Origin of the sequence: Achromobacter ruhlandii, from assembly GCF_902859695.1 — a bacterium.
Lineage (GTDB): Bacteria > Pseudomonadota > Gammaproteobacteria > Burkholderiales > Burkholderiaceae_B > Achromobacter > Achromobacter ruhlandii.
Window position 1 is genome coordinate 149,492 of record NZ_CADIJL010000005.1, and the last position, 18,085, is coordinate 167,576.

21 protein-coding genes are annotated in these 18,085 nt (G+C 68.3%); 17 read left to right on the forward strand and 4 right to left on the reverse strand.

The annotated features are described in order from the left end of the window. Window positions 1-196: 196 nt before the first annotated feature. From HV742_RS09025 to HV742_RS09100, 16 genes are all read left to right on the forward strand, one after another. A complete protein-coding gene (locus tag HV742_RS09025; protein WP_003454792.1) occupies window positions 197-604 on the forward strand; it encodes an integrative conjugative element protein, RAQPRD family in 408 nt (135 codons plus the stop codon). Next, window positions 601-840: a TIGR03758 family integrating conjugative element protein gene (locus tag HV742_RS09030; RefSeq protein WP_003454790.1), complete on the forward strand. Its 240-nt coding sequence runs from the start codon at window positions 601-603 to the stop codon at window positions 838-840. Before HV742_RS09025 ends, HV742_RS09030 begins: the two co-directional genes overlap by 4 nt. A gap of 21 nt (window positions 841-861) precedes the next feature. Further along, window positions 862-1,239, forward strand: a complete 378-nt coding sequence (locus tag HV742_RS09035) for a TIGR03745 family integrating conjugative element membrane protein (protein WP_003454787.1) — start codon at window positions 862-864, stop codon at window positions 1,237-1,239. A gap of 12 nt (window positions 1,240-1,251) precedes the next feature. Continuing rightward, window positions 1,252-1,680: a TIGR03750 family conjugal transfer protein gene (locus tag HV742_RS09040; protein ID WP_003454784.1), complete on the forward strand. Its 429-nt coding sequence runs from the start codon at window positions 1,252-1,254 to the stop codon at window positions 1,678-1,680. Then, window positions 1,677-2,369: a PFL_4703 family integrating conjugative element protein gene (locus tag HV742_RS09045; protein ID WP_003454780.1), complete on the forward strand. Its 693-nt coding sequence runs from the start codon at window positions 1,677-1,679 to the stop codon at window positions 2,367-2,369. The genes HV742_RS09040 and HV742_RS09045 overlap by 4 nt, the downstream gene beginning before the upstream one ends. Continuing rightward, window positions 2,366-3,286, forward strand: a complete 921-nt coding sequence (locus tag HV742_RS09050; RefSeq protein WP_003454777.1) for a TIGR03749 family integrating conjugative element protein — start codon at window positions 2,366-2,368, stop codon at window positions 3,284-3,286. The genes HV742_RS09045 and HV742_RS09050 overlap by 4 nt, the downstream gene beginning before the upstream one ends. Beyond that, window positions 3,276-4,742: a TIGR03752 family integrating conjugative element protein gene (locus tag HV742_RS09055; protein ID WP_003454772.1), complete on the forward strand. Its 1,467-nt coding sequence runs from the start codon at window positions 3,276-3,278 to the stop codon at window positions 4,740-4,742. Before HV742_RS09050 ends, HV742_RS09055 begins: the two co-directional genes overlap by 11 nt. Beyond that, window positions 4,723-5,157 carry a TIGR03751 family conjugal transfer lipoprotein gene (locus HV742_RS09060; protein WP_033873709.1) on the forward strand — a complete coding sequence of 145 codons (435 nt, stop codon included), beginning with the start codon at window positions 4,723-4,725 and terminating at the stop codon, window positions 5,155-5,157. The genes HV742_RS09055 and HV742_RS09060 overlap by 20 nt, the downstream gene beginning before the upstream one ends. Beyond that, window positions 5,157-8,051 (forward strand): conjugative transfer ATPase, encoded by a 2,895-nt coding sequence (locus tag HV742_RS09065; RefSeq protein WP_175144852.1) that lies wholly within the window; start codon window positions 5,157-5,159, stop codon window positions 8,049-8,051. The genes HV742_RS09060 and HV742_RS09065 overlap by 1 nt, the downstream gene beginning before the upstream one ends. A 13-nt stretch (window positions 8,052-8,064) precedes the next feature. After that, window positions 8,065-8,811, forward strand: coding sequence for a DsbA family protein (locus tag HV742_RS09070; RefSeq protein ID WP_003454752.1), 747 nt, complete (start codon window positions 8,065-8,067; stop codon window positions 8,809-8,811). Window positions 8,812-9,004: 193 nt separating this feature from the next. After that, window positions 9,005-9,499, forward strand: a complete 495-nt coding sequence (gene radC / locus HV742_RS09075) for a RadC family protein (protein WP_059889473.1) — start codon at window positions 9,005-9,007, stop codon at window positions 9,497-9,499. Window positions 9,500-9,655: 156 nt separating this feature from the next. Further along, entirely contained in the window at window positions 9,656-10,102 is a 447-nt protein-coding gene (locus HV742_RS09080) for a TIGR03757 family integrating conjugative element protein (RefSeq protein ID WP_003454745.1), read from the forward strand. After that, complete coding sequence (locus HV742_RS09085) at window positions 10,099-11,049, forward strand: TIGR03756 family integrating conjugative element protein (protein WP_003454742.1); 951 nt, start codon at window positions 10,099-10,101, stop codon at window positions 11,047-11,049. Before HV742_RS09080 ends, HV742_RS09085 begins: the two co-directional genes overlap by 4 nt. 9 nt (window positions 11,050-11,058) lie before the next feature. Next, on the forward strand, window positions 11,059-12,462 hold the full coding sequence (locus tag HV742_RS09090) for an integrating conjugative element protein (RefSeq protein ID WP_003454739.1): 1,404 nt from the start codon (window positions 11,059-11,061) through the stop codon (window positions 12,460-12,462). After that, on the forward strand, window positions 12,459-12,812 hold the full coding sequence (locus HV742_RS09095) for a hypothetical protein (protein ID WP_004265620.1): 354 nt from the start codon (window positions 12,459-12,461) through the stop codon (window positions 12,810-12,812). The genes HV742_RS09090 and HV742_RS09095 overlap by 4 nt, the downstream gene beginning before the upstream one ends. A 15-nt stretch (window positions 12,813-12,827) precedes the next feature. After that, window positions 12,828-14,345: a conjugal transfer protein TraG N-terminal domain-containing protein gene (locus tag HV742_RS09100; RefSeq protein WP_003454733.1), complete on the forward strand. Its 1,518-nt coding sequence runs from the start codon at window positions 12,828-12,830 to the stop codon at window positions 14,343-14,345. 5 nt (window positions 14,346-14,350) lie between these two features. Here the strand turns inward: HV742_RS09100 and HV742_RS09105 are convergent, their stop codons facing one another. From HV742_RS09105 to HV742_RS09115, 3 genes are all read right to left on the reverse strand, one after another. Further along, entirely contained in the window at window positions 14,351-14,722 is a 372-nt protein-coding gene (locus tag HV742_RS09105) for a DUF3742 family protein (protein ID WP_003454730.1), read from the reverse strand. An 86-nt stretch (window positions 14,723-14,808) separates the two neighbouring features. Next, window positions 14,809-15,273 (reverse strand): type II toxin-antitoxin system YhaV family toxin, encoded by a 465-nt coding sequence (locus HV742_RS09110; RefSeq protein WP_003454727.1) that lies wholly within the window; start codon window positions 15,271-15,273, stop codon window positions 14,809-14,811. Then, a complete protein-coding gene (locus HV742_RS09115) occupies window positions 15,273-15,590 on the reverse strand; it encodes a type II toxin-antitoxin system PrlF family antitoxin (RefSeq protein WP_003454724.1) in 318 nt (105 codons plus the stop codon). Before HV742_RS09115 ends, HV742_RS09110 begins: the two co-directional genes overlap by 1 nt. A gap of 313 nt (window positions 15,591-15,903) precedes the next feature. Between HV742_RS09115 and mobH the strand changes: the two genes are divergently transcribed. Further along, window positions 15,904-17,751 (forward strand): MobH family relaxase, encoded by a 1,848-nt coding sequence (gene mobH, locus HV742_RS09120; protein ID WP_031329115.1) that lies wholly within the window; start codon window positions 15,904-15,906, stop codon window positions 17,749-17,751. A gap of 26 nt (window positions 17,752-17,777) precedes the next feature. On the opposite strand, the gene HV742_RS09125 is transcribed toward mobH, so the two are convergent. Beyond that, the gene (locus HV742_RS09125) at window positions 17,778-18,083 is read right to left on the reverse strand and encodes a helix-turn-helix domain-containing protein (protein ID WP_003454714.1); all 306 of its coding nucleotides are present in this window, start codon (window positions 18,081-18,083) and stop codon (window positions 17,778-17,780) included. Between the last annotated feature and the right edge of the window lie 2 nt (window positions 18,084-18,085).

Sequence of the window (18,085 nt, forward strand, 5' to 3'; positions counted from 1 at the left end):
GCAACAACCATCATCGTCTTGACTTGCACCTCCACTCAGACGGTAGTGCATTAAAGACGACGTCATCGGGGAAATTCCTTCCTCTGCAGCGGAGTTTGCCGCGGAAAGCGGTGGCTGGCCGGTTCCGATTGATTGCGGCGCCGGAAGACCGGCCGTTTGAGCATCGAGCCATCCGCATCCCTCGGAGAACGGCTCGATGGAAACCACTCGCAATCCCGCGCAGGTTCGGCGCTTCGCCGTCGAGGCACCCTGGGCCGTGCGTGTTGCCGCGCTGCTGCTTGCCGCTGCCGGATTGCAGCCCGCCATCGCCGCTGACGCCTCCGACAACGCTGCGGAGCGCGAGATGCTCGCCGCGGTAACGCGCCAGCTCGAACTGCTGGACCGCCTCGCCGAGCACGCCGCCACCACCGCGCCGCAGGAGCGCGCCCGCTACCACTTCGACTACGCGCGGCTGCGCGCCGACCTGGAGCGCGTGCGCACCGGCGTGCGCGACTACCTCGTTCCGCAACGCGCCCAGCCGCGTGATCCCGTGCCGCTGGCCGGTGACTACACGCGCAGTAACGCGGCGCCTGCGACGTCGCCCAAGGAGGCGCCGTCGCCATGACGCCTTCCGCCGATCAGGTCGCCGCCTTCACGGCCAACGGCGGCTTCGCGCCCGGGGCCGTCTCCACCGTCGTGCTCGGCTTCGTCTTCGCCATCCTGCTGCTGTGGGGCGTGTGGGCGATGCGCACTGCCTATGTCGGCTGGGCCGAGCACCACCTGACCCAACGCCAGTTCCTCGGCGTCATCGTGCGCTTCGTCGCGATGTACCTGGTGCTGGGCTTTTTCCTCCTGTCCTGACCCCATGAAAGGTACTTCGCCATGAACGCTCCCGCTACTTCTCGCCGTCCCACGTCGCGGCCCGCCGCGCGCATCGCCGCGCTGCTGATCCCGCTGGGCATCGCCGCCACGCCGCTGCCGTCGTTCGCCGACCTTCCCACGCTGGAAGACCCGTCGCGCGGCACCGGCAGCGGCATCATGCAGACGCTGCAAAACTACGGCTACGACATCGTGCTGCTGATCGCGCTGCTCGTCGTCGCCTCGATGTTCGTCGGCGTCTGCTACCACGCCTACACGCGCTACGCCGAGATCCACACCGGCCGCGCAACGTGGGGGCAGTTCGGGTTGACCGTCGCGGTGGGCGCGATCCTGCTGGTCGTCGGCATCTGGCTGCTGACCAAGGCTACCGGCGTCCTGTAAGGCCCGGCAACGATGGCCGGCGCCCTGGAGAGTCCGTCGCGCGACGGGCTCGTGACCTTCCTGCCGCACCGCCTCAACCGCCACCCGGTGGTCGTGCGCGGGCTCACGGCCGACGAGCTGTGGGTCTGCGCCGGGCTGTCCGGCGCGGCCGGTCTCGTGGCCGGCGTACCGCTGGCCTGGCTGACGCACAGCATCGCGATGGTGCCCACGCTGATCGTCGCCGGCATCGGTGTCGGTGTCTTCGTGGGCGGCGGCCTGCTGCGGCGGTGGAAGCGCGGCCGGCCCGACACCTGGCTGTACCGCCAGCTCCAGTGGCGCCTCGCGCTGCGCTACCCCGCGCTGGCTGCGCATGCGGGCGGGGGCCAGCTCATCACCCGGTCGGGCTGGTGGTCCACGCGGCGCCTGCGGCCCGATCCGTCCCTGCGTCGAGGTAGACCATGAGCCGATTCAAGAACGAGGTCGCGCACCTGCAGGCGCATGTGAAGACCTTGCGCCTGGCTGGCGCCGCACTGTTCGTCGTGGCGCTGCTGCTCGGCTTCGGCTGGTGGAGCGCACCCAAGAGCCTGACCATCCACGTGCCACCCGACCTGCGCTCGGGCAGCACGCGCAAGTGGTGGGACGTGCCGCCGGAGAGCGTCTACGCCTTCACCTTCTACATTTGGCAGCAGGCCCAGCGCTGGCCGACCAATGGCGAGCAGGACTACCCGCGCAACCTGCATGCACTGTCTGCGTACTTCACGCCGAGCTGCCGTGCCTTCCTGCAGCAGGACTACGAATTCCGGCGCAGCAACGGCGAGCTACGCCAGCGCGTGCGCGGCATCTACGAGATTCCCGGCCGCGGCTACGGCGACGAGCCGGCCATGCGCGTGCGCACCGTGTCGGCCAACAACTGGATCGTCACGCTGGACGTGAGCGCCGACGAGTACCTGGGCGCCGAGCAGGTCAAGCGCGCGCTCGTGCGCTATGCACTCAAGGTTGTGCGCATGGACGTGGACCCCGAGCGCAACCCCTTCGGCCTGGCGCTGGACTGCCATGCACGCGCGCCGGAGCGCATCGAGACCCCGCCGCCTGCGGCGCCGCCCGGCCGGGCCGCAAGCGCCGGCTCCAACTTGCAGGGAGACACCCCATGAAGTCCCTCGTGAAGCGTTCATCTGCGGCGGCCCTGGCTGGCCTGCTGCTGTGCCTGGCCTTCGTGCCTGCGGCCCATGCCGTCGAAATCCTGCGCTGGGAGCGCCTGCCGCTGGCGGTGCCGCTGGTGGTCGGCCAGGAGCGCGTGGTGTTCATCGAGCGCAACGTGCGCATCGGTGTGCCGCCCACGGTTGGCGAGCAGTTGCGCGTGCAGAGCGCTGGTGGCGCGATCTACCTGCGCGCGAGCGCGCCGATCCCGCCCACACGGCTGCAACTGCAGGACGTGGAGTCGGGCGCGCTGATCCTGCTGGACATCGCGGCCGAGCCGGCGAAGGCGGGCCAGCCTGCACTCGAACCCGTGCGCATCGTCGAAGGCGACGTGCCGGCGACGCGCTACGGCGAGCCGGCCAAGCCGGCGGACGACGATGCGGAGCGCACCGTACCCGCAGCGAAGCGCGCCACGCCGGTGGCGGTTGTGCTCACGCGCTATGCGGCGCAGAACCTCTACGCGCCGCTGCGCACCGTGGAGCCCGTTCCCGGCCTCGGCCGCGTCAATCTGCGCCGTGGGCTGGAGCTTTCCACCTTGCTGCCCACACTGCCGGTGCGTGCGCAGGCGCTGGCCGCTTGGCGGCTCGAAGACCAGTGGGTGACGGCGGTGAAGCTCACCAACGCCTCCGGGCGCTGGCTCGACCTCGATCCCCGCGCGCTGCAGGGCGACTTTCTCGCCGCGACCTTCCAGCACCCGAATCTGGCGCCGGCCGGCCGCGCCGCCGACACCACGGTGGTCTACCTCGTGACCCGTGGCCACGGCCTGGCCGAGTCGCTGCTGCCCAAGCTCTCACCGATCGACGCGACGGTGAACCTGCCGCCGGCCGCGGCGGCCGGCCAGGCCGAAGGAGGTGCCCGCCATGAAAAGTAACCCCCTCCTGAAGTGGCTGCTGATCCCGATGGCGCTGGTGCTGCTGTTCGTCGGCATCAAGATGTTCTCCGGGGATCGCGGCGCCAAGCCCGTTCCGGCCGGCAGCGCCAACTCGCTCACGCCCGAAGAGATGAAGGCGCTGGGCATCGAGGGCGACACGCCGCGCGATACCGTTGCCACACTGGTGGCCCAGGTCAAGCAGTTGCGCAACGAGCTGCAGACGGCGCTCAACGACAACAAGAACCAGAAGAGCGAGAACGAGCGTATGCGCGCGCGGGAAAGCGCGATCGACCAGCGCATCCAGTCCGCGCTGGATGGTGAACGCGGCCGCCTGCAGCAGGACCGCGAGCAGTTGGCCGGCGACCGCCAGCAGACCCAGGGCCTGCTGCAAGACCTGCAGCGGCGCCTGGATGGGCTTTCCGGCAAGGGCGGCCAGGCCGATCTGCCGGTCGGGCTCGGCCTGGAGGACGGCGACGGCAAGGGCTTCAGCGGCAGCCAGGGCGGCGCCGCGCGCAGCACCAGCGGCACGCGCTGGGTGGAACCGGACGATGCGAAGCCTTCGGCGAAGAACGGCAGCAGCGGCGGCCTGAACTTTCCGACCAGCTTCGGGCCGGCGCAGAAGACGCTTTCCGACACGGCCGACAACGTGGCCAGCACCGTCGCGGATGCAGGCAGCCGCGCCGTGGGCACGTCGTCCAAGCCGGTCTACACGGTGCCGTCGAACTCGACGCTGATGGGCTCCATCGCGATGACCGCGCTGATCGGCCGCGTGCCGATCGACGGCACGGTCAACGACCCGTACCCCTTCAAGGTGCTGATCGGCCCGGACAACCTCACCGCCAACGGCATCGACATTCCCGACGTGGCGGGCGCGGTGGTCAGCGGCACGGCCTCGGGCGACTGGACGCTTTCCTGCGTGCGCGGGCAAATCCGCTCGGTGACGTTCGTCTTCAACGACGGCACGGTGCGCACCATGCCGGAGGACGGCAACCGCAACCAGAACGGCGGCTCGGGCGGCAACGCGAACAGCACCACGCACGGCGGCCTGGGCTGGATCAGCGACCCCTACGGCGTCCCCTGCGTCAGCGGGGAACGGCGCAGCAACGCGCAGCAGTACCTCGGTTCGCAGGCCCTCATCACCGCGGCCGGTGCCGGTGCGGCCTCCCTCATCAAGTCGGACAACGGCAGCGTGGCCGTGGTCGCCAACAGCAACGGCTCGCTCGGCACGGTGGGCATTACCGGCAACGAGGCCATGGGCCGCATCCTGGCCGGCGGTGTGCGCGACATGGCCGATTGGGTCAACAAGCTTTACGGGCAGGCCTTCGCCGCCGTCTACGTGCGCCCCGGCGCCAAGGTCGCCGTGCACCTGGAGCAGCCGCTCAACATCGACTACGACGCCAAGGGGCGCCGGGTCAATCACCGCATCGGAGGCAAGCATGCGTCGGATTTGGATTGAATCGGCCGTGGTGCTGTGCGCGGTCGTGGTGCTGGGCGGCTGCGCCACCAGCAAGGACAAGGTACTCCCGCACGGCGACTACACCATGCTCGACGTGTGGAACCAGGAGACGGGCGGCAGTGCCGGCGGCGGGCAAGCGGCGCGGCAACTGCTCGATGCACGCCAGGGCCTGCGCCGGCCGCTGACGGAGGCCGACGTGCATGCGGCGCCCGCCGCCGCTACCGCCTACACGCGCACCGCGGCCAACGAGATCTACCGCCAGTTCCACCGGCTCCCCAACCCCGATCTGGTCATGTACGTGTTCCCGCACCTGGCTGGCAGCGATCCGGTGCCAGTGCCTGGCTACACCACCGTCTTTCCCCTGTATCAGAGGGTCCAGTACGCCATGCCCGGCGAACGCCTGGAGGACTACTGATGGCCTGGACCTTGCCCTGGCCGTGCAAGGCCCTCGCATCGGCTGGCCCTGAGCTGCACGACGAGGATGCCTGGTCGCGGCATGTGACGACACTGGCGGCACACGGCATCCCGGAGCCGGGCACCGTCGCGGATGACCGGCGGCACCGTCCTGCTACCGAGGCGGACCAGCAGGCGCTCTACGGTGTGGCGCCGTCCTTCGCCGACCTGCTGCCTTGGGTGGAGTACCTGCCGGGTTCCAAGAGCATGCTGCTGGAAGACGGCCAGTCGGTGGCGGGCTTCTTCGAGCTGGCGCCGGTGGGCACCGAGGGCCGCGAGATGGCCTGGCTGTGGCAGGCGCGCGATGCGCTGGAGAACGCACTGCAGGACTCCTTCGACGAACTCGACGAGAACCCCTGGGTGGTGCAGCTCTATGCCCAGGACGAATCGAGCTGGGACAACTACCTGCGCGGGCTGGCCGACTACGTTCGGCCGCGCGCCCAGGACAGCGCCTTCACCGACTTCTACCTGCGCTTCTTCGGCCATCACCTGCGCGCCATCGCCAAGCCCGGCGGCCTGTTCGAGGACACGACGGTGACGCGCCTGCCGTGGCGCGGCCAGGTGCGGCGCGTGCGCATGGTGGTCTACCGGCGTGCGAGCGCTACGACCGCATCGCGGCGCGGTCAGTCGCCCGAGCAGGCACTGACGACGATCTGCGACCGGCTCGTGGGCGGCCTCGCCAACGCGGGCGTGAAGTCCCGGCGCATGGCGGCCGACGACATCCACGACTGGCTGCTGCGCTGGTTCAACCCGCACCCGACGCTGCTCGGCCCCAGCGCCGATGACCGCGAGCGCTTCTACGAGCTGACCCGTTACCCCGAGGAAACCGAGCAAGGCGAGATCGAGCTGGCCAGCGGGGACTTCGCGCACCGCCTGTTCTTCGGCCAGCCGCGCTCGGACATGGCGAACGGCACCTGGGTGTTCGACGGCATGCCGCACCGGGTCATCGTGATGGACCGGCTGCGCATGCCGCCCGCCACCGGCCACGTCACCGGCGAAACCCGCAAGGGCGGCGATGCGGTCAATGCGCTGTTCGACCAGATGCCCGAGGACACGGTGATGTGCCTGACGGTCGTCGCGACGCCGCAGGACGTGCTCGAAGCTCACCTGAACCACCTGAGCAAGAAGTCGGTCGGCGAGACGCTGGCCTCGGAGCAGACACGCCGCGACGTGCAGGAAGCGCGCGGGCTGATCGGCAGCGCGCACAAGCTGTACCGCGGCGCGCTCGCCTTCTACCTGCGCGGGCGCGACCTGGCGCAGCTCGACGCCCGCGGCCTGCAACTGGTCAACGTCATGCTCAACGCCGGTCTGCAGCCGGTGCGCGAGGAAGACGAGGTGGCGCCGCTGAACAGCTACCTGCGCTGGCTCCCGTGCGTGTTCGATCCGGCGCTGGACAAGCGCCAGTGGTACACGCAACTGATGTTCGCGCAGCACGCCGCGAACCTTGCGCCGGTGTGGGGCCGCAGCCAGGGCACGGGGCATCCGGGCATCACGTTCTTCAACCGCGGCGGCGGGCCGATCACCTTCGATCCCTTGAACCGGCTCGACCGCCAGATGAACGCGCACCTGTTCCTGTTCGGGCCGACCGGCTCTGGCAAGTCGGCAACGCTCAACAACATCTTGAACCAGGTCACGGCCATCTATCGGCCGAGGCTGTTCATCGTGGAGGCTGGCAATAGCTACGGTCTGTTCGGCGACTTCGCCACGCGGCTCGGCCTCAAGGTGCATCGCGTGAAGCTCGCGCCCGGCGCCGGCGTCAGTCTCGCGCCGTTCGCCGACGCGCACCGGCTGGTCGATACGCCCAGCCAGGTGCAGACCTTGGATGCCGATGCGCTGGACGAGGACCAGGAGCCCGCAGCGCAGGCGGCGAGCCGCAGCGACGAAGTGGACGAGCAGCGCGACGTGCTCGGCGAGCTGGAAATCACCGCGCGGCTGATGATCACCGGTGGCGAGGACAAGGAAGAGGCGCGCATGACGCGCGCCGACCGCAGCCTGATCCGCCAGTGCATCCTCGATGCGGCCCAGCGTTGCGTGGCCAACCAGCGCACCGTCCTGACGCGCGACGTGCGCGATGCGCTGCGCGAGCGCGCCCGCGATACGGCACTACCCGAGGTGCGGCGCGCGCGGCTGCTGGAAATGGCCGACGCGATGGATATGTTCTGCCAGGGCGTGGACGGCGAGATGTTCGACCGGCCCGGCACGCCCTGGCCCGAGGCCGACATCACCATCGTCGATCTGGCGACCTTCGCACGCGAGGGCTACAACGCGCAGCTTTCCATCGCCTACATCAGCCTTATCAACACGGTCAACAACATCGCCGAGCGCGACCAGTTCCTCGGCCGGCCGATCATCAACGTGACTGACGAGGGGCACATCATCACCAAGAACCCGCTGCTTGCGCCCTACGTCGTCAAGATCACGAAGATGTGGCGCAAGCTCGGCGCCTGGTACTGGCTGGCGACGCAGAACATCGACGACCTGCCCAAGGCCGCCGAGCCCATGCTCAACATGATCGAGTGGTGGATCTGCCTCTCGATGCCGCCCGACGAGGTGGAGAAGATCGCGCGCTTTCGCGAGCTGAACGCGGCGCAGAAGGCGCTGATGCTGTCGGCCCGCAAGGAGGCCGGCAAGTTCAGCGAGGGCGTGATCCTTTCCAAGAGCATGGAAGTGCTATTCCGCGCGGTGCCGCCCAGCCTGTACCTGGCGCTGGCTCAGACCGAGCCGGAAGAGAAGGCCGAGCGTTTCCAGTTGATGCAGCAGTACGGCATCGGCGAACTGGACGCCGCTTTCAAGATCGCCGAGAAGATCGACCGCGCCCGCAGCATCGAGCCGCTGGTGCTCGATGCGCTGGCGTGACGGGGAGTCCACGATGCGCATCCCTCGCTTCGCGCCGTCCCGCACCGTCCTTGTCGTCGCGCTGCTGATGGCCGCGGCCCTGACAACGGCCGCATGGCTCGGCCTGCGGCCGCAGTCGCCGCCCGCCGAACCCGATTTTCCTTCGGCAGAAGCAACGCCTGCGCCGGCAACGGCACCAGCCGGCCCGCCCTGGCGCTATGGCCGCGCCGATGCGCGCTTCACGGTGGTCGAGTACGCCGACCTCGAATGCCCGTTCTGCCGCGCCTACTTCGCAGTGCTCAAGCGCTGGATCGACGCGCACCCGGACGTGAGCTGGCAATGGCATCACCTGCCGTTGCCGTTGCACGAGCCGGCCGCGTCTGCCGGTGCGCGCCTGGTGGAGTGCGTCGGCGAGGCCGGCGGCCAGGCCGCGTTCTGGCAGGCCGCCGAGTGGGTCTACACGCACACCCGCGGCGACGGTCAGGGCCTGCCCGAGGGCCTGCGCTATCCCGACCTCACGCCGGCCGCGCAGCAGTGCCTCGACAGCGACCGCCCCGATGCGCTGATCCGCGCACAGTCGGCGAGCGCGGCGCAGGAGGGCATCAAGGTCACGCCCACGCTGCGCCTGCAGGATCGCCAGTCCGGCAAGACGCTGCTGCTGCACGGCCCGGTCGAAGGAGATGCCTTGCTGTCCGCGATCGACCTGCTGGCGGCCAGTGCAGCGGCCGAGCCCGCATCGAAGGAAATGCCTGCCGAGTCTCTCGGAGACATGCCCAGGTAGCCACGATCTTCAAGGCTACGACGCGGCTTGGCCGTGCTGATCGACCCCGTTCGCTGCGCATCCCTGGACGCGAACAGCCACTGTGCATGCGGTGGCGGATGCCCGCTCTTCTGCCGCTTGTTCTTCATCGTCCCCGGAGGGTTTGTCCCTCCCGGGACAGGCGTCCTCCGACTTCATCCCGTGGAGGTTCGCCATGTCCTATGTCGTCGCCGACTCGCGTCCCGAGTCGCTCAGCCTGATCGCCGCCCAGCACGAAGACTGGATCATCCGCCAGGCCATCGCCTTGCTGGAACAACGCATCTTCAAGGCCGGCCCGATGCTGAACAGTCCCGCCGCCGTGCGCGACTACCTGCATCTGAAGCTGGTCGCGGAGCCCAACGAGGTCTTCGCCGTCGTGTTCCTCAACTCTCAGCACCAAGTCCTCGCCTACGAGCCGATGTTCAAGGGCACGGTCGATCAAACCTCGGTGTACCCGCGGGTGCTGGTGCAGCGCGCCCTGGCCCTCAACGCCTCGGCGGTCATCCTGGCCCACCAGCATCCATCTGGCATGACCGTGCCTTCGGCCGCCGATCAGGCGCTGACCGACCGGCTCAAAGCCGCCCTGGCGATAGTCGATGTCCGGGTGGTGGATCACTTCATCGTCGGCAAGGGCACGCCGTACTCCTTCGCCGAATTCGGCCTGCTGTAGCGCCGCTGACCGCCTGGTCCCCGCGGGAGCCTCGGCTCCCGCTTTTCTTTCGCCTGTCTGCCCAAAGCGGAGCGCGCGCGGTGCGCATTCCTTGTCGCGGTTGGACTGCCTTCGGCGTTCGACTAGAGCCTTGCTCTCATTCCCAGGACACCCGCCATGACGGCTCCCTTCTTGAAACCCATCCCGCGGCTGCGGTGTACGCGCATCGCCTGCGCGGGAGGGCTGCTGCTGTGCCTGCTCGGCCAGGACGCATCCGCAGCCGACGTGCTGGTCGTGACCGACAGCCGCCATCCCGTGCAGTCCGCATCCGGCGCGCGCGTGATCGAGCTGGATCTGCCCGAGCGCATCGAGGCCGAACTGGCCGCGGGCCTGCCTGCCGATCCGGGCCGCGCGGCCGCGCTCGTGCAGCAACGCCTGCGCGATGGCAGCCAGGCACTACAGCGCCGCATCGGCAGCGCCTACCAGGGCGTCGCCGATGCCTGGGGCTTGGGGCTGGCCAAGGTGCCTGCCGTGGTGGTCGATCGCCGCTACGTGGTCTACGGCGAGCCCGATGTCGCGCGCGCCGTGGCACGCATCGAATCACATCGGAGGGCACAGCCATGAACCGCCTGCTGTCGGCGTCGTCGCGCCGGGCCCGCCTTGCCATCGCTTCGGTGCTGCTCGGCGGCGCCGCTTCGAGCTTCGCGCTGAACACGGCTACCATCGTGTCCTCGGCCCTGTCGCCCGACTGCCTGGAATATCGCGTCGTCGGCATCTGCTACTGGCTGTTCTGCACCTGGACGGGCTGCACGGTGCGCACCTCGGTGAAGGTGCGCCACTACATTCCCGACGCGGTGGTGTCGAGCTACAGCAACACCGGCGAGAACCCGTGGATCGAGGTGCGCGCCATGAGCATGCCCAATCCCACGGCGCAGGCCGGCGGCGACGGGACGACGAACCACGACAACGAGAACAACCTGGCGAAGTTCAAGAACGCCGACGTGATCGGGCATCCCGGCGGTTCGGTGTTCAGCCAGTTCGCCAGCGCGTCCGGCTACGCCTGCCAGGGCGCAGGCACGGCCTTCATGCCGTACCTGCTGAGCACCCTCGACACGCTGGCCTGGCGCTACAACGTCCCGGAGATGGTGTACCCCGAGGCGGTGATCCCCGGCATGCGCGAGATCGGCGGCCGCACGACGCTCAACCTGTGGGGCAACGTCTATCCGCGCGGCGGCTTCCTGCATCAGACCGACGACTACAAGAGCGGCGCCGTCGTCGCGCAGCGCGCGGGCGATGTCGTCACGCGGCGCATGCAGCCGCACGTCTACCAGCCGCTGCTCGCGAGTTCGAGCGACGGCTATTGGCCGGCCGGCGCCCTGGTGGAGAGCGATGCCTCCACCGGCAAGTGGCAGGAGCTGACGCCGACCCTCTCCAACTCCTGCGCCGTGTTCCCCCACTCCAACACGCGCGTGCAGGCCCAGCAAGGCGACTACGCCTGGGCGCTGTGGCGGCCCTATGCCTGCTGCCAGCGCCGCGGGCAGGTCTTCCTCGGCAGCGTCGATTTCCTCTGAGGTATTCCGATGAAAGCGTCTCTCTCCCGTTTCGCACAGCGCGCCAGGCCCTACGCGCTCAGCATCGCGCTCGCCTGCGCCGTCACGGCCGCAGCCGGCGTCGCGTGGGCGCAGACCCGCATCAGCCCCACCGGCGTCGGCGTGAGCGGCAGCGTCATCGGCGACGACGTGCTCTACAGCATCGGCGGCGGCCGGGCCGTGTCCATGGGCGGCGCCGGGAACATGCAGAGCATCGGCGTGGGCATCGGCTGGAACAGCAACCTGATCTGCGGAAACATGAGCATCACGACGACGCTGCAGAACCAGTTGAACGGCCTCACCAATGGCTTTCAGCAGATCATGTCCTCGGTGATCCAGAGCGCCACCAGCGCCGTGGCGTCGCTGCCGGCCCTGATCATCCAGCGCGCCGATCCGGGCCTCTACAACCTGCTGACCAACGGCGTGCTGCAGGCTCGGCTCGATTTCGACCGCAGCAAGTTGACGTGCAAGGCGATGGCCAACCGGATGGCGGACATGGCCGGCGGCCAGGCCGGGTGGGATCAGCTCGCCGAAGGTTTCGCGCTGCGCGATGCGGTGAGCAGCACCGATGCGGTGTCCGCCGTCGAGCAGGCCGAATCGAACAAGGGCAACAACGGCGTGCCCTGGGTGGGCGGCGGCAACGCGGGCGGCTCGGGCCAGGGTTCCATCAAGGTGGTCGGCGACGTGACCCGTGCCGGCTACAACCTGCTCAACAGCCGCGGCGTCAGCGACACCTCATCCATCCCGCGCGCGTCCTGCGGCAACCGGCTGACCTGCCAAACCTGGTCCTCGCCGCAGGCCGCAGCGGACTTCGCAACCCGCGTGCTCGGCGAGCGCGAGCAACGCACCTGCGAGACCTGCACCAAGACGCAGACCACGCCTGGCGTCGGCCTGACGCCGGTGATCCAGGAAGAGTACGAGACCAAGCTGCAGGCACTGCAGGGCCTCGTGACGGGCTCGACGCCGATGACGGTGGCAAACCTCGAAGCCGCCGGCAGCAACTCGCTGCCGATCACGCGCGGCGTGATCGAGGCGCTGCGCGACGAGCCCGATCAAGACCTGCTCGGCAAGCGCCTGGCGTCCGAAGCCGCGCTGTCGAGCGTGCTGGAGAAGGCCCTGCTGTTGCAGCGCACGCTGCTGACCGGCAAGAAGGAGCCGAACGTCGCCGCCAACGAGCTGGCCGTGAAGGCGGTCGATCAGGAGAACAACGCGCTGGAGCAGGAGATCAACAACCTCAAGACCGAGCTGGAGCTGCGGCGCACGCTGGCCGGCAATTCGGCGATGGCGATCGTGCAGCGCCACGGCACCCGCGCCGCGGGCTCGCGCGGCATCTTCGAGGGCGACACGACGCGCGACCGGCTCAAGGAAGTGCAGAAGCCGCGGAGCGGGCCATGACCAGCCGGGCCTGGCTGCGGCCGGCACGGCTGCTCGGCCGCCGCGTCGGCATCGTGCTGCTGTGGGTGCTGCTGGTGGCGGGCATCGCGGTCGGCGTGAACGTCGTCGGCCTCCACATCGTCGGCAGCATCGACGGCTGGGAGCAGTGGCTGCGCGAGCACTCGGGCCACTTCCTCGTCTGGCGGCTGCTGCTCTACGCGGCGACGGCCTACGGCTGGTGGTGGATGCGTCGGCGCCTGCGCGAACGCGAGCCATTGGCCGAGACCCATCAGCGCCTGCTGCGCGCCGAGATCGCGGCCGTCGCCACCCTCGTGCTGCTCGAAGGCAGCCAGCTACTGCGCAATGGCTGAGCCCTGGAGAACGCCATGACGCTCAACACAACGGACTACCTGGAGTATTACCTGACCCTGGTCGGATGGATCGTCAGCAACGGCATCTGGAACATCCTCGTGGCCAGCGGCGTATTCGCGCTGCCCTTCGTGGTCATGGTGGTGCAGGAATGGCTGCGCGCGCGGGCCGAGGGTGCGGACGAGGGCAACAAGGGGGTGCTGTCATCGATGCGCATCGAGAACCGCGTGTGGGTGGCGATCGTCGTCATCCTGTTCGCCGGCATCCCCTTCATTCCGGTCGACCTCAGCACCATCAAGTTCGACACGACGCGCTCCGCGCAATGCCAGGTCAGCGTCCCGCAGCCCACCGACACGGGCTGGTCGAACGCCTACACCACGCTCAACAACCAGAGCGCGCTGGTGCCGGTGTGGTGGTTCTTCATGCACGCCATCTCGAAGGCGGTGACGGGCGGCGCGGTGGCGGCCATCCCCTGCGGAACGGATCTGCGTCAGATGCGCATGGACGTGGATGCCACGCGCATCGATGACCCGGTGCTGGCCCAGGAGGTCGGCGACTTCGTGCATGACTGCTACGGCCCCTCGCGCGCCAAGCTGTTCATGTCTCGGCCCACGCTCTCCGACGAGCAGATGAATGACGTGACCTGGATCGGTTCGAGCTACTTCCTGAACAACGCGGGCTTCTACGACACCTACCACTCGAACACGCCACGCACGGCCTGGCCCTACGACGCGACGCGCGATGCGGGGCTGGCCCAGGTGGATAGCGGCGGGGGCTACCCCACGTGCCGGCAGTGGTGGTCGGACGGCGGCAGCGGCCTGCGCGCGCGCCTGCTGGCCCAGGTCGATCCCGACCTGCTGACGCGCATCGGCCGCTGGGCGGGCTTCCTGTCGCAGAGCGAGGTGAACGACTCGGTGATCCGCGCCGTGGTCTCGCCGCGGCAGCAGAAGATGAACCAGGGCTCGGTCTACACCGACTACGGCGGCCAGATCGAGAAGACGCTGCCCAACGTCGTGACGCGCGGCGCCGGCGACCTGGGGCTGACCATGGGCTCGCTGGGCTTCTTTCCGGCGATGGACGTGGTACGCCAGGCGCTGCCGATGGTGCTGTCGCTGCTCAAGATGGCGCTGGTGATCTGCATCCCGCTGGTGCTGGTCTTCGGCACCTACGAGCTGAAGGCGCTGGTCGCGGTGAGCTGCGTGCAGTTCGCGCTGTTCTTCGTGGATTTCTGGTTCCAGCTCGCGCGCTGGCTGGACAGCACGATCCTCGACGCGCTCTACGGCTGGGGGTTCGGCGCGAACCGGCCGCACAGCAACTTCGATCCGCTGATCGGCCTGAACAACGCCTTCGGCGACATGCTGCTGAACTTCGTCATGGCGACGATGTTCATCGTGCTGCCTACCTTCTGGGTGGCTGCGCTGGGCTGGGTAGGCGTGCGCGCGGGAACGGCAATTCAAGGGCTGGCGGCAGGAACCAGGGATGCCCAAGCTGCTGGCGGCAGGGGTGCGGGTGTCGCTATGAAAGCAGCGAAGTAACGCCTCTAGGCTTGCTCGTCTTCTGGATCGTGGGGGTCGATCCGGTAATCGTCATGGGTGTAGAGGCCGTACCCGGCAGGGCCGTATCGCCATTCCGGCTTGTGTTCCTCGTCGTAGCTCCCATCGTCGTTGCGGACTACCCAGGCGCCGACCAGCGCGAACGCAAGCAGCAGTGCCAGCCAGAACGCGGTGTAGAGCAGGACACCGATCGCAGCGAGCTTGACGGCCAGCAGCGCGGCCTTGGCAATGCCAGGCGCCCATCCCTGCGCGAGCAGCCAGCCCTGCGCCCGCCGATCCAGACGCGCGCAGCCTCTCCACGCCCGGCCCAGTGTCCGGCCGAGGCGTTCTGCGAAGGTGGTCTGTGCGGCGGTCTTCATGGTGGCTACCTCATGTTCATCCTGTCGTGTGGCTGTGATCCCTGTCCGTGTCGCGATTGAAACCTGTGCTGTTCTTCAACCGCGGTCTAGTCCTTGTCTGCTGCGCGCCAGTCGGCCTGGCTTGCGGCCACCAGCGCCGCCCAATCGTCCGGCGGGTTGCCGCGTCCCAACATCTTCTCGAACACCGCATAGGGGTCGGACTTGCTGCCCGACGACCGCAAGGTCTGCTCGTCGTTGACCCAGGCGAACACGATCGCCTTGGCCTTGGAGTCGAAGCGGAAGAACAGCCGGAACCGCCTCCCGATCTTTGCGCGCCGCCAGTGCCGGTAGGCCGGCCCCAAGGTGTTGCCCTGGCGGAATTCGTCGCGCGCAGGATCGCTCGGCACGACATCCATGATCAACTGGCTCAACGCCCGGAACAGCTTGACGTTGGCGTTGCTCTCGAACCCCTGCGGGTCGTTCTGTTCGGCCCGTTCCGCGGCCGCGTGCAGCTTGCGCAACTGCTCGATCACGCCCTCGTGGAACAGGAGCGTCCAACCGTGCCGCTGCATCAGAGCGCCACTTCGCCTTCGATGTCTTCATCGAGGTTCACCGCGTGGTGCGCGTTGGCCAGCATGGCCCGCGCCAGATCGTCCGGCAGGGACTGGACGTGCCGCCCGGCCCGGATGTCCGCTTCCAGCAGCCCCAGGAAGGCGCCGATGGCCGGGTCTTCATGGTCGGCGTCGGCGCGGGTCACGACGACTTCGCCGCCGCGCAGGTCGAACGCCACCTTGCCGCCGGTGTCCACGCCCAGCGCTTGCCGGATGGACTTGGGCAGCGTGATCTGACCCTTGGAGGTCAGCGTCGCGACTTCGTGGATTTCGGGCATGGCGGCACTCCTGATGGCAATGCCTGGATGGTAAGGAAGTTTCCTTACCTTGTCAATCTGGGTGTGCATGGTGCTCCGTCCGGTCGATGAAACGGCTCCATCGTAGGGGCGGCACAGCCAGCCTTCCCGCATCAATCCGACTTGGGCCAAACCCGCATTGGTTGTGGTTCGGCAGGCGTCGTTGCCCTATATCCAAAGGTTTCCGTAAAGGCCAAAGGGCTGGGGAAGGGGCAAGGGAATGGGGCCAAGGGGAAAGGCCCTACCCGAAAAGGCCAAAAGGCTCTCCCGACCGGCCCGCCGTCTGGGGTTCGCCATGCTCTCGCTGTTCCAACGCAAACGGGTGCCACCTGCCGCCAGTGCGCCACCGCCCAAACCTCCCGCCGAGCCCGGCAAAGGGCTGATGCGGCCGGAGCCGGCCGCATCGCTGCTGGCGACGCCGCGCCGGCAGAAGCTGCTGGAACACATCTGGCAGCGCACCTCGCTGTCGCGCCGGCAGTTCGCCACGCTGTACCTCGCCCCGCTGGAACGCTACGCCGAGCTGGTCCAGCAATTCCCCGCGTCGGAGGCCCATCACCACGCCTATCCGGGCGGCATGCTGGACCACGGCCTGGAGATCGTCGCCTACGCGCTCAAGCTGCGGCAGTCGCATCTGCTGCCCGCCGGCGCCACGCCGGAGGCGCAAGCCGCCCAGGCCGAGGCCTGGACCGCAGGCACCGCCTATGCTGCGCTGCTGCACGACATCGGCAAGATCGCGGTCGACCTGCACGTCGAGTACGCGGACGGCACGGTCTGGCATCCCTGGCACGGCCCGCTGCGGCGGCCGTACCGCTTCCGCTACCGCAGGGAGCGCGAATACCGGCTGCACAGCGCCGCCACCGGGCTGCTCTACGCCCGGCTGCTCGATCCGGGCATCTTCGACTGGCTCGCCGACTACCCCGACCTGTGGGCCGCGCTGCTGTACGTCCTGGCCGGCCAGTACGAGCACGCCGGCATGCTCGGCGAACTGGTCGTGCAGGCGGACCAGGCATCCGTCGCCCAGGAACTCGGCGGCGATCCGAGCAAGGCCCTGGCAGCGCCCCGGCACGCACTGCAGCGCAAGCTGCTCGATGGCCTGCGCTACCTCCTGAAGGAAGAATTCAAGCTGAACCAGCCCCAGGCCTCGGATGGCTGGCTGACCCAGGACGCGCTCTGGCTGGTGAGCAAGACCGTCTCGGACAAGCTGCGCGCGCATCTGCTGTCGCAGGGCATCGACGGCATCCCGGCCAGCAACACGGCGGTGTTCAACGTGCTGCAGGATCACGGCATCGCCTTGGCCACACCGGACGGCAAGGCGATCTGGAAGGCCACCGTCACCAGCGATGCCGGCTGGTCGCACAGCTTCACCTTCCTGAAACTGTCTCCGGCCATGGTCTGGGATGCGGCCGACCGGCCGGCGCCGTTCGCGGGTCGCGTGCAGGCCGACGAGGAACAAGGGGCGCCGACACCGCAGGCACCGGCATCCGAAGCGCCAGGCTTGGAAAGCGCCGATACGGCGCCACCAAGCATCGCGCCGACCGTCCCTATGCCCACCGACAACGGCGTGGCTGCGCTGCTCGATCTGCTGAGTGACACGGCCCCACCCGTAGCGCCGGAGGCCCCGAGCGAACCCGAGCCTGCCTCGCCACCGGCGCCTACGGTGCTGCCGCAGATAAGCCTCGCGCCATTTCAGGATCGGCCGGAGCCATCCGGCGAGCATTTCATGGCCTGGCTGCGTCAGGGCATCCAGACGCACAAGCTCATCATCAACGACGCCAAAGCCTTGGTGCACAGCGTCGCCGGAACGGCCTACCTGGTGAGCCCCGGCGTCTTCCAGCGCTATGCGCAGGAACATCTGCAAATCGCCGCACTGGCGAAACCGGAGAACCTGGAGGGATGGCAGTGGGTGCAGAAGCGTTTCGAGAAGCTAGGCCTGCACCGCAAGCAAGCCAGCGGGCTGAATATCTGGACCTGCGAAGTCACGGGGCCGCGCAAATCCAGGCGACTGCACGGCTACCTGCTGAGCGCTCCCGAAGCGCTGTTCCAGGAAATGCCTCCGGACAATCCATACCTGCGCCTCCTCACCGAGGCCGTAAAGCGCGAAAATTCAGCCGCCGGTAATAAGAACGACAACGAACAGGGGTAGACAAGGAGCCACGGCGCGGGCCGGCTTCAGTCCGCTGATTTAGGCGGAGCCGTCTCTGCCAGCTTGGCTTCAGTCAGCGCCATCAAGTGGGCAGAACTGCATTTCAGCGCACGGGCGATTTTGAGAATGAGGGGGAGCGTGGGGACATGCTCGCCACGCTCGATCTTTCCCATGTGCGAACGCTCGATTCCTGACAGATGAGCCAGCGTTTCCTGGGCGATGCCTTGACTGGTTCTTTCTTCGCGCACGGAGGCCCCAAACGCGATGGCTGGTTCCGCTTCGTAGGTTGTTGTCCCGGTGGGCCGGCCTCTTTGAATCGAACGCTTTTGCATTG

What these genes read in the sequence shown, in the direction of transcription:
- HV742_RS09025 (WP_003454792.1), top strand. Translation starts at nt 197, where the DNA reads ATGGAAACCACTCGCAATCCCGCGCAGGTTCGGCGCTTCGCCGTCGAG.
- HV742_RS09030 (WP_003454790.1), top strand. Translation starts at nt 601, where the DNA reads ATGACGCCTTCCGCCGATCAGGTCGCCGCCTTCACGGCCAACGGCGGC.
- HV742_RS09035 (WP_003454787.1), top strand. Translation starts at nt 862, where the DNA reads ATGAACGCTCCCGCTACTTCTCGCCGTCCCACGTCGCGGCCCGCCGCG.
- HV742_RS09040 (WP_003454784.1), top strand. Translation starts at nt 1,252, where the DNA reads ATGGCCGGCGCCCTGGAGAGTCCGTCGCGCGACGGGCTCGTGACCTTC.
- HV742_RS09045 (WP_003454780.1), top strand. Translation starts at nt 1,677, where the DNA reads ATGAGCCGATTCAAGAACGAGGTCGCGCACCTGCAGGCGCATGTGAAG.
- HV742_RS09050 (WP_003454777.1), top strand. Translation starts at nt 2,366, where the DNA reads ATGAAGTCCCTCGTGAAGCGTTCATCTGCGGCGGCCCTGGCTGGCCTG.
- HV742_RS09055 (WP_003454772.1), top strand. Translation starts at nt 3,276, where the DNA reads ATGAAAAGTAACCCCCTCCTGAAGTGGCTGCTGATCCCGATGGCGCTG.
- HV742_RS09060 (WP_033873709.1), top strand. Translation starts at nt 4,723, where the DNA reads ATGCGTCGGATTTGGATTGAATCGGCCGTGGTGCTGTGCGCGGTCGTG.
- HV742_RS09065 (WP_175144852.1), top strand. Translation starts at nt 5,157, where the DNA reads ATGGCCTGGACCTTGCCCTGGCCGTGCAAGGCCCTCGCATCGGCTGGC.
- HV742_RS09070 (WP_003454752.1), top strand. Translation starts at nt 8,065, where the DNA reads ATGCGCATCCCTCGCTTCGCGCCGTCCCGCACCGTCCTTGTCGTCGCG.
- radC (WP_059889473.1), top strand. Translation starts at nt 9,005, where the DNA reads ATGTCCTATGTCGTCGCCGACTCGCGTCCCGAGTCGCTCAGCCTGATC.
- HV742_RS09080 (WP_003454745.1), top strand. Translation starts at nt 9,656, where the DNA reads ATGACGGCTCCCTTCTTGAAACCCATCCCGCGGCTGCGGTGTACGCGC.
- HV742_RS09085 (WP_003454742.1), top strand. Translation starts at nt 10,099, where the DNA reads ATGAACCGCCTGCTGTCGGCGTCGTCGCGCCGGGCCCGCCTTGCCATC.
- HV742_RS09090 (WP_003454739.1), top strand. Translation starts at nt 11,059, where the DNA reads ATGAAAGCGTCTCTCTCCCGTTTCGCACAGCGCGCCAGGCCCTACGCG.
- HV742_RS09095 (WP_004265620.1), top strand. Translation starts at nt 12,459, where the DNA reads ATGACCAGCCGGGCCTGGCTGCGGCCGGCACGGCTGCTCGGCCGCCGC.
- HV742_RS09100 (WP_003454733.1), top strand. Translation starts at nt 12,828, where the DNA reads ATGACGCTCAACACAACGGACTACCTGGAGTATTACCTGACCCTGGTC.
- HV742_RS09105 (WP_003454730.1), bottom strand. Translation starts at nt 14,722, where the DNA reads ATGAAGACCGCCGCACAGACCACCTTCGCAGAACGCCTCGGCCGGACA.
- HV742_RS09110 (WP_003454727.1), bottom strand. Translation starts at nt 15,273, where the DNA reads ATGCAGCGGCACGGTTGGACGCTCCTGTTCCACGAGGGCGTGATCGAG.
- HV742_RS09115 (WP_003454724.1), bottom strand. Translation starts at nt 15,590, where the DNA reads ATGCCCGAAATCCACGAAGTCGCGACGCTGACCTCCAAGGGTCAGATC.
- mobH (WP_031329115.1), top strand. Translation starts at nt 15,904, where the DNA reads ATGCTCTCGCTGTTCCAACGCAAACGGGTGCCACCTGCCGCCAGTGCG.
- HV742_RS09125 (WP_003454714.1), bottom strand. Translation starts at nt 18,083, where the DNA reads ATGCAAAAGCGTTCGATTCAAAGAGGCCGGCCCACCGGGACAACAACC.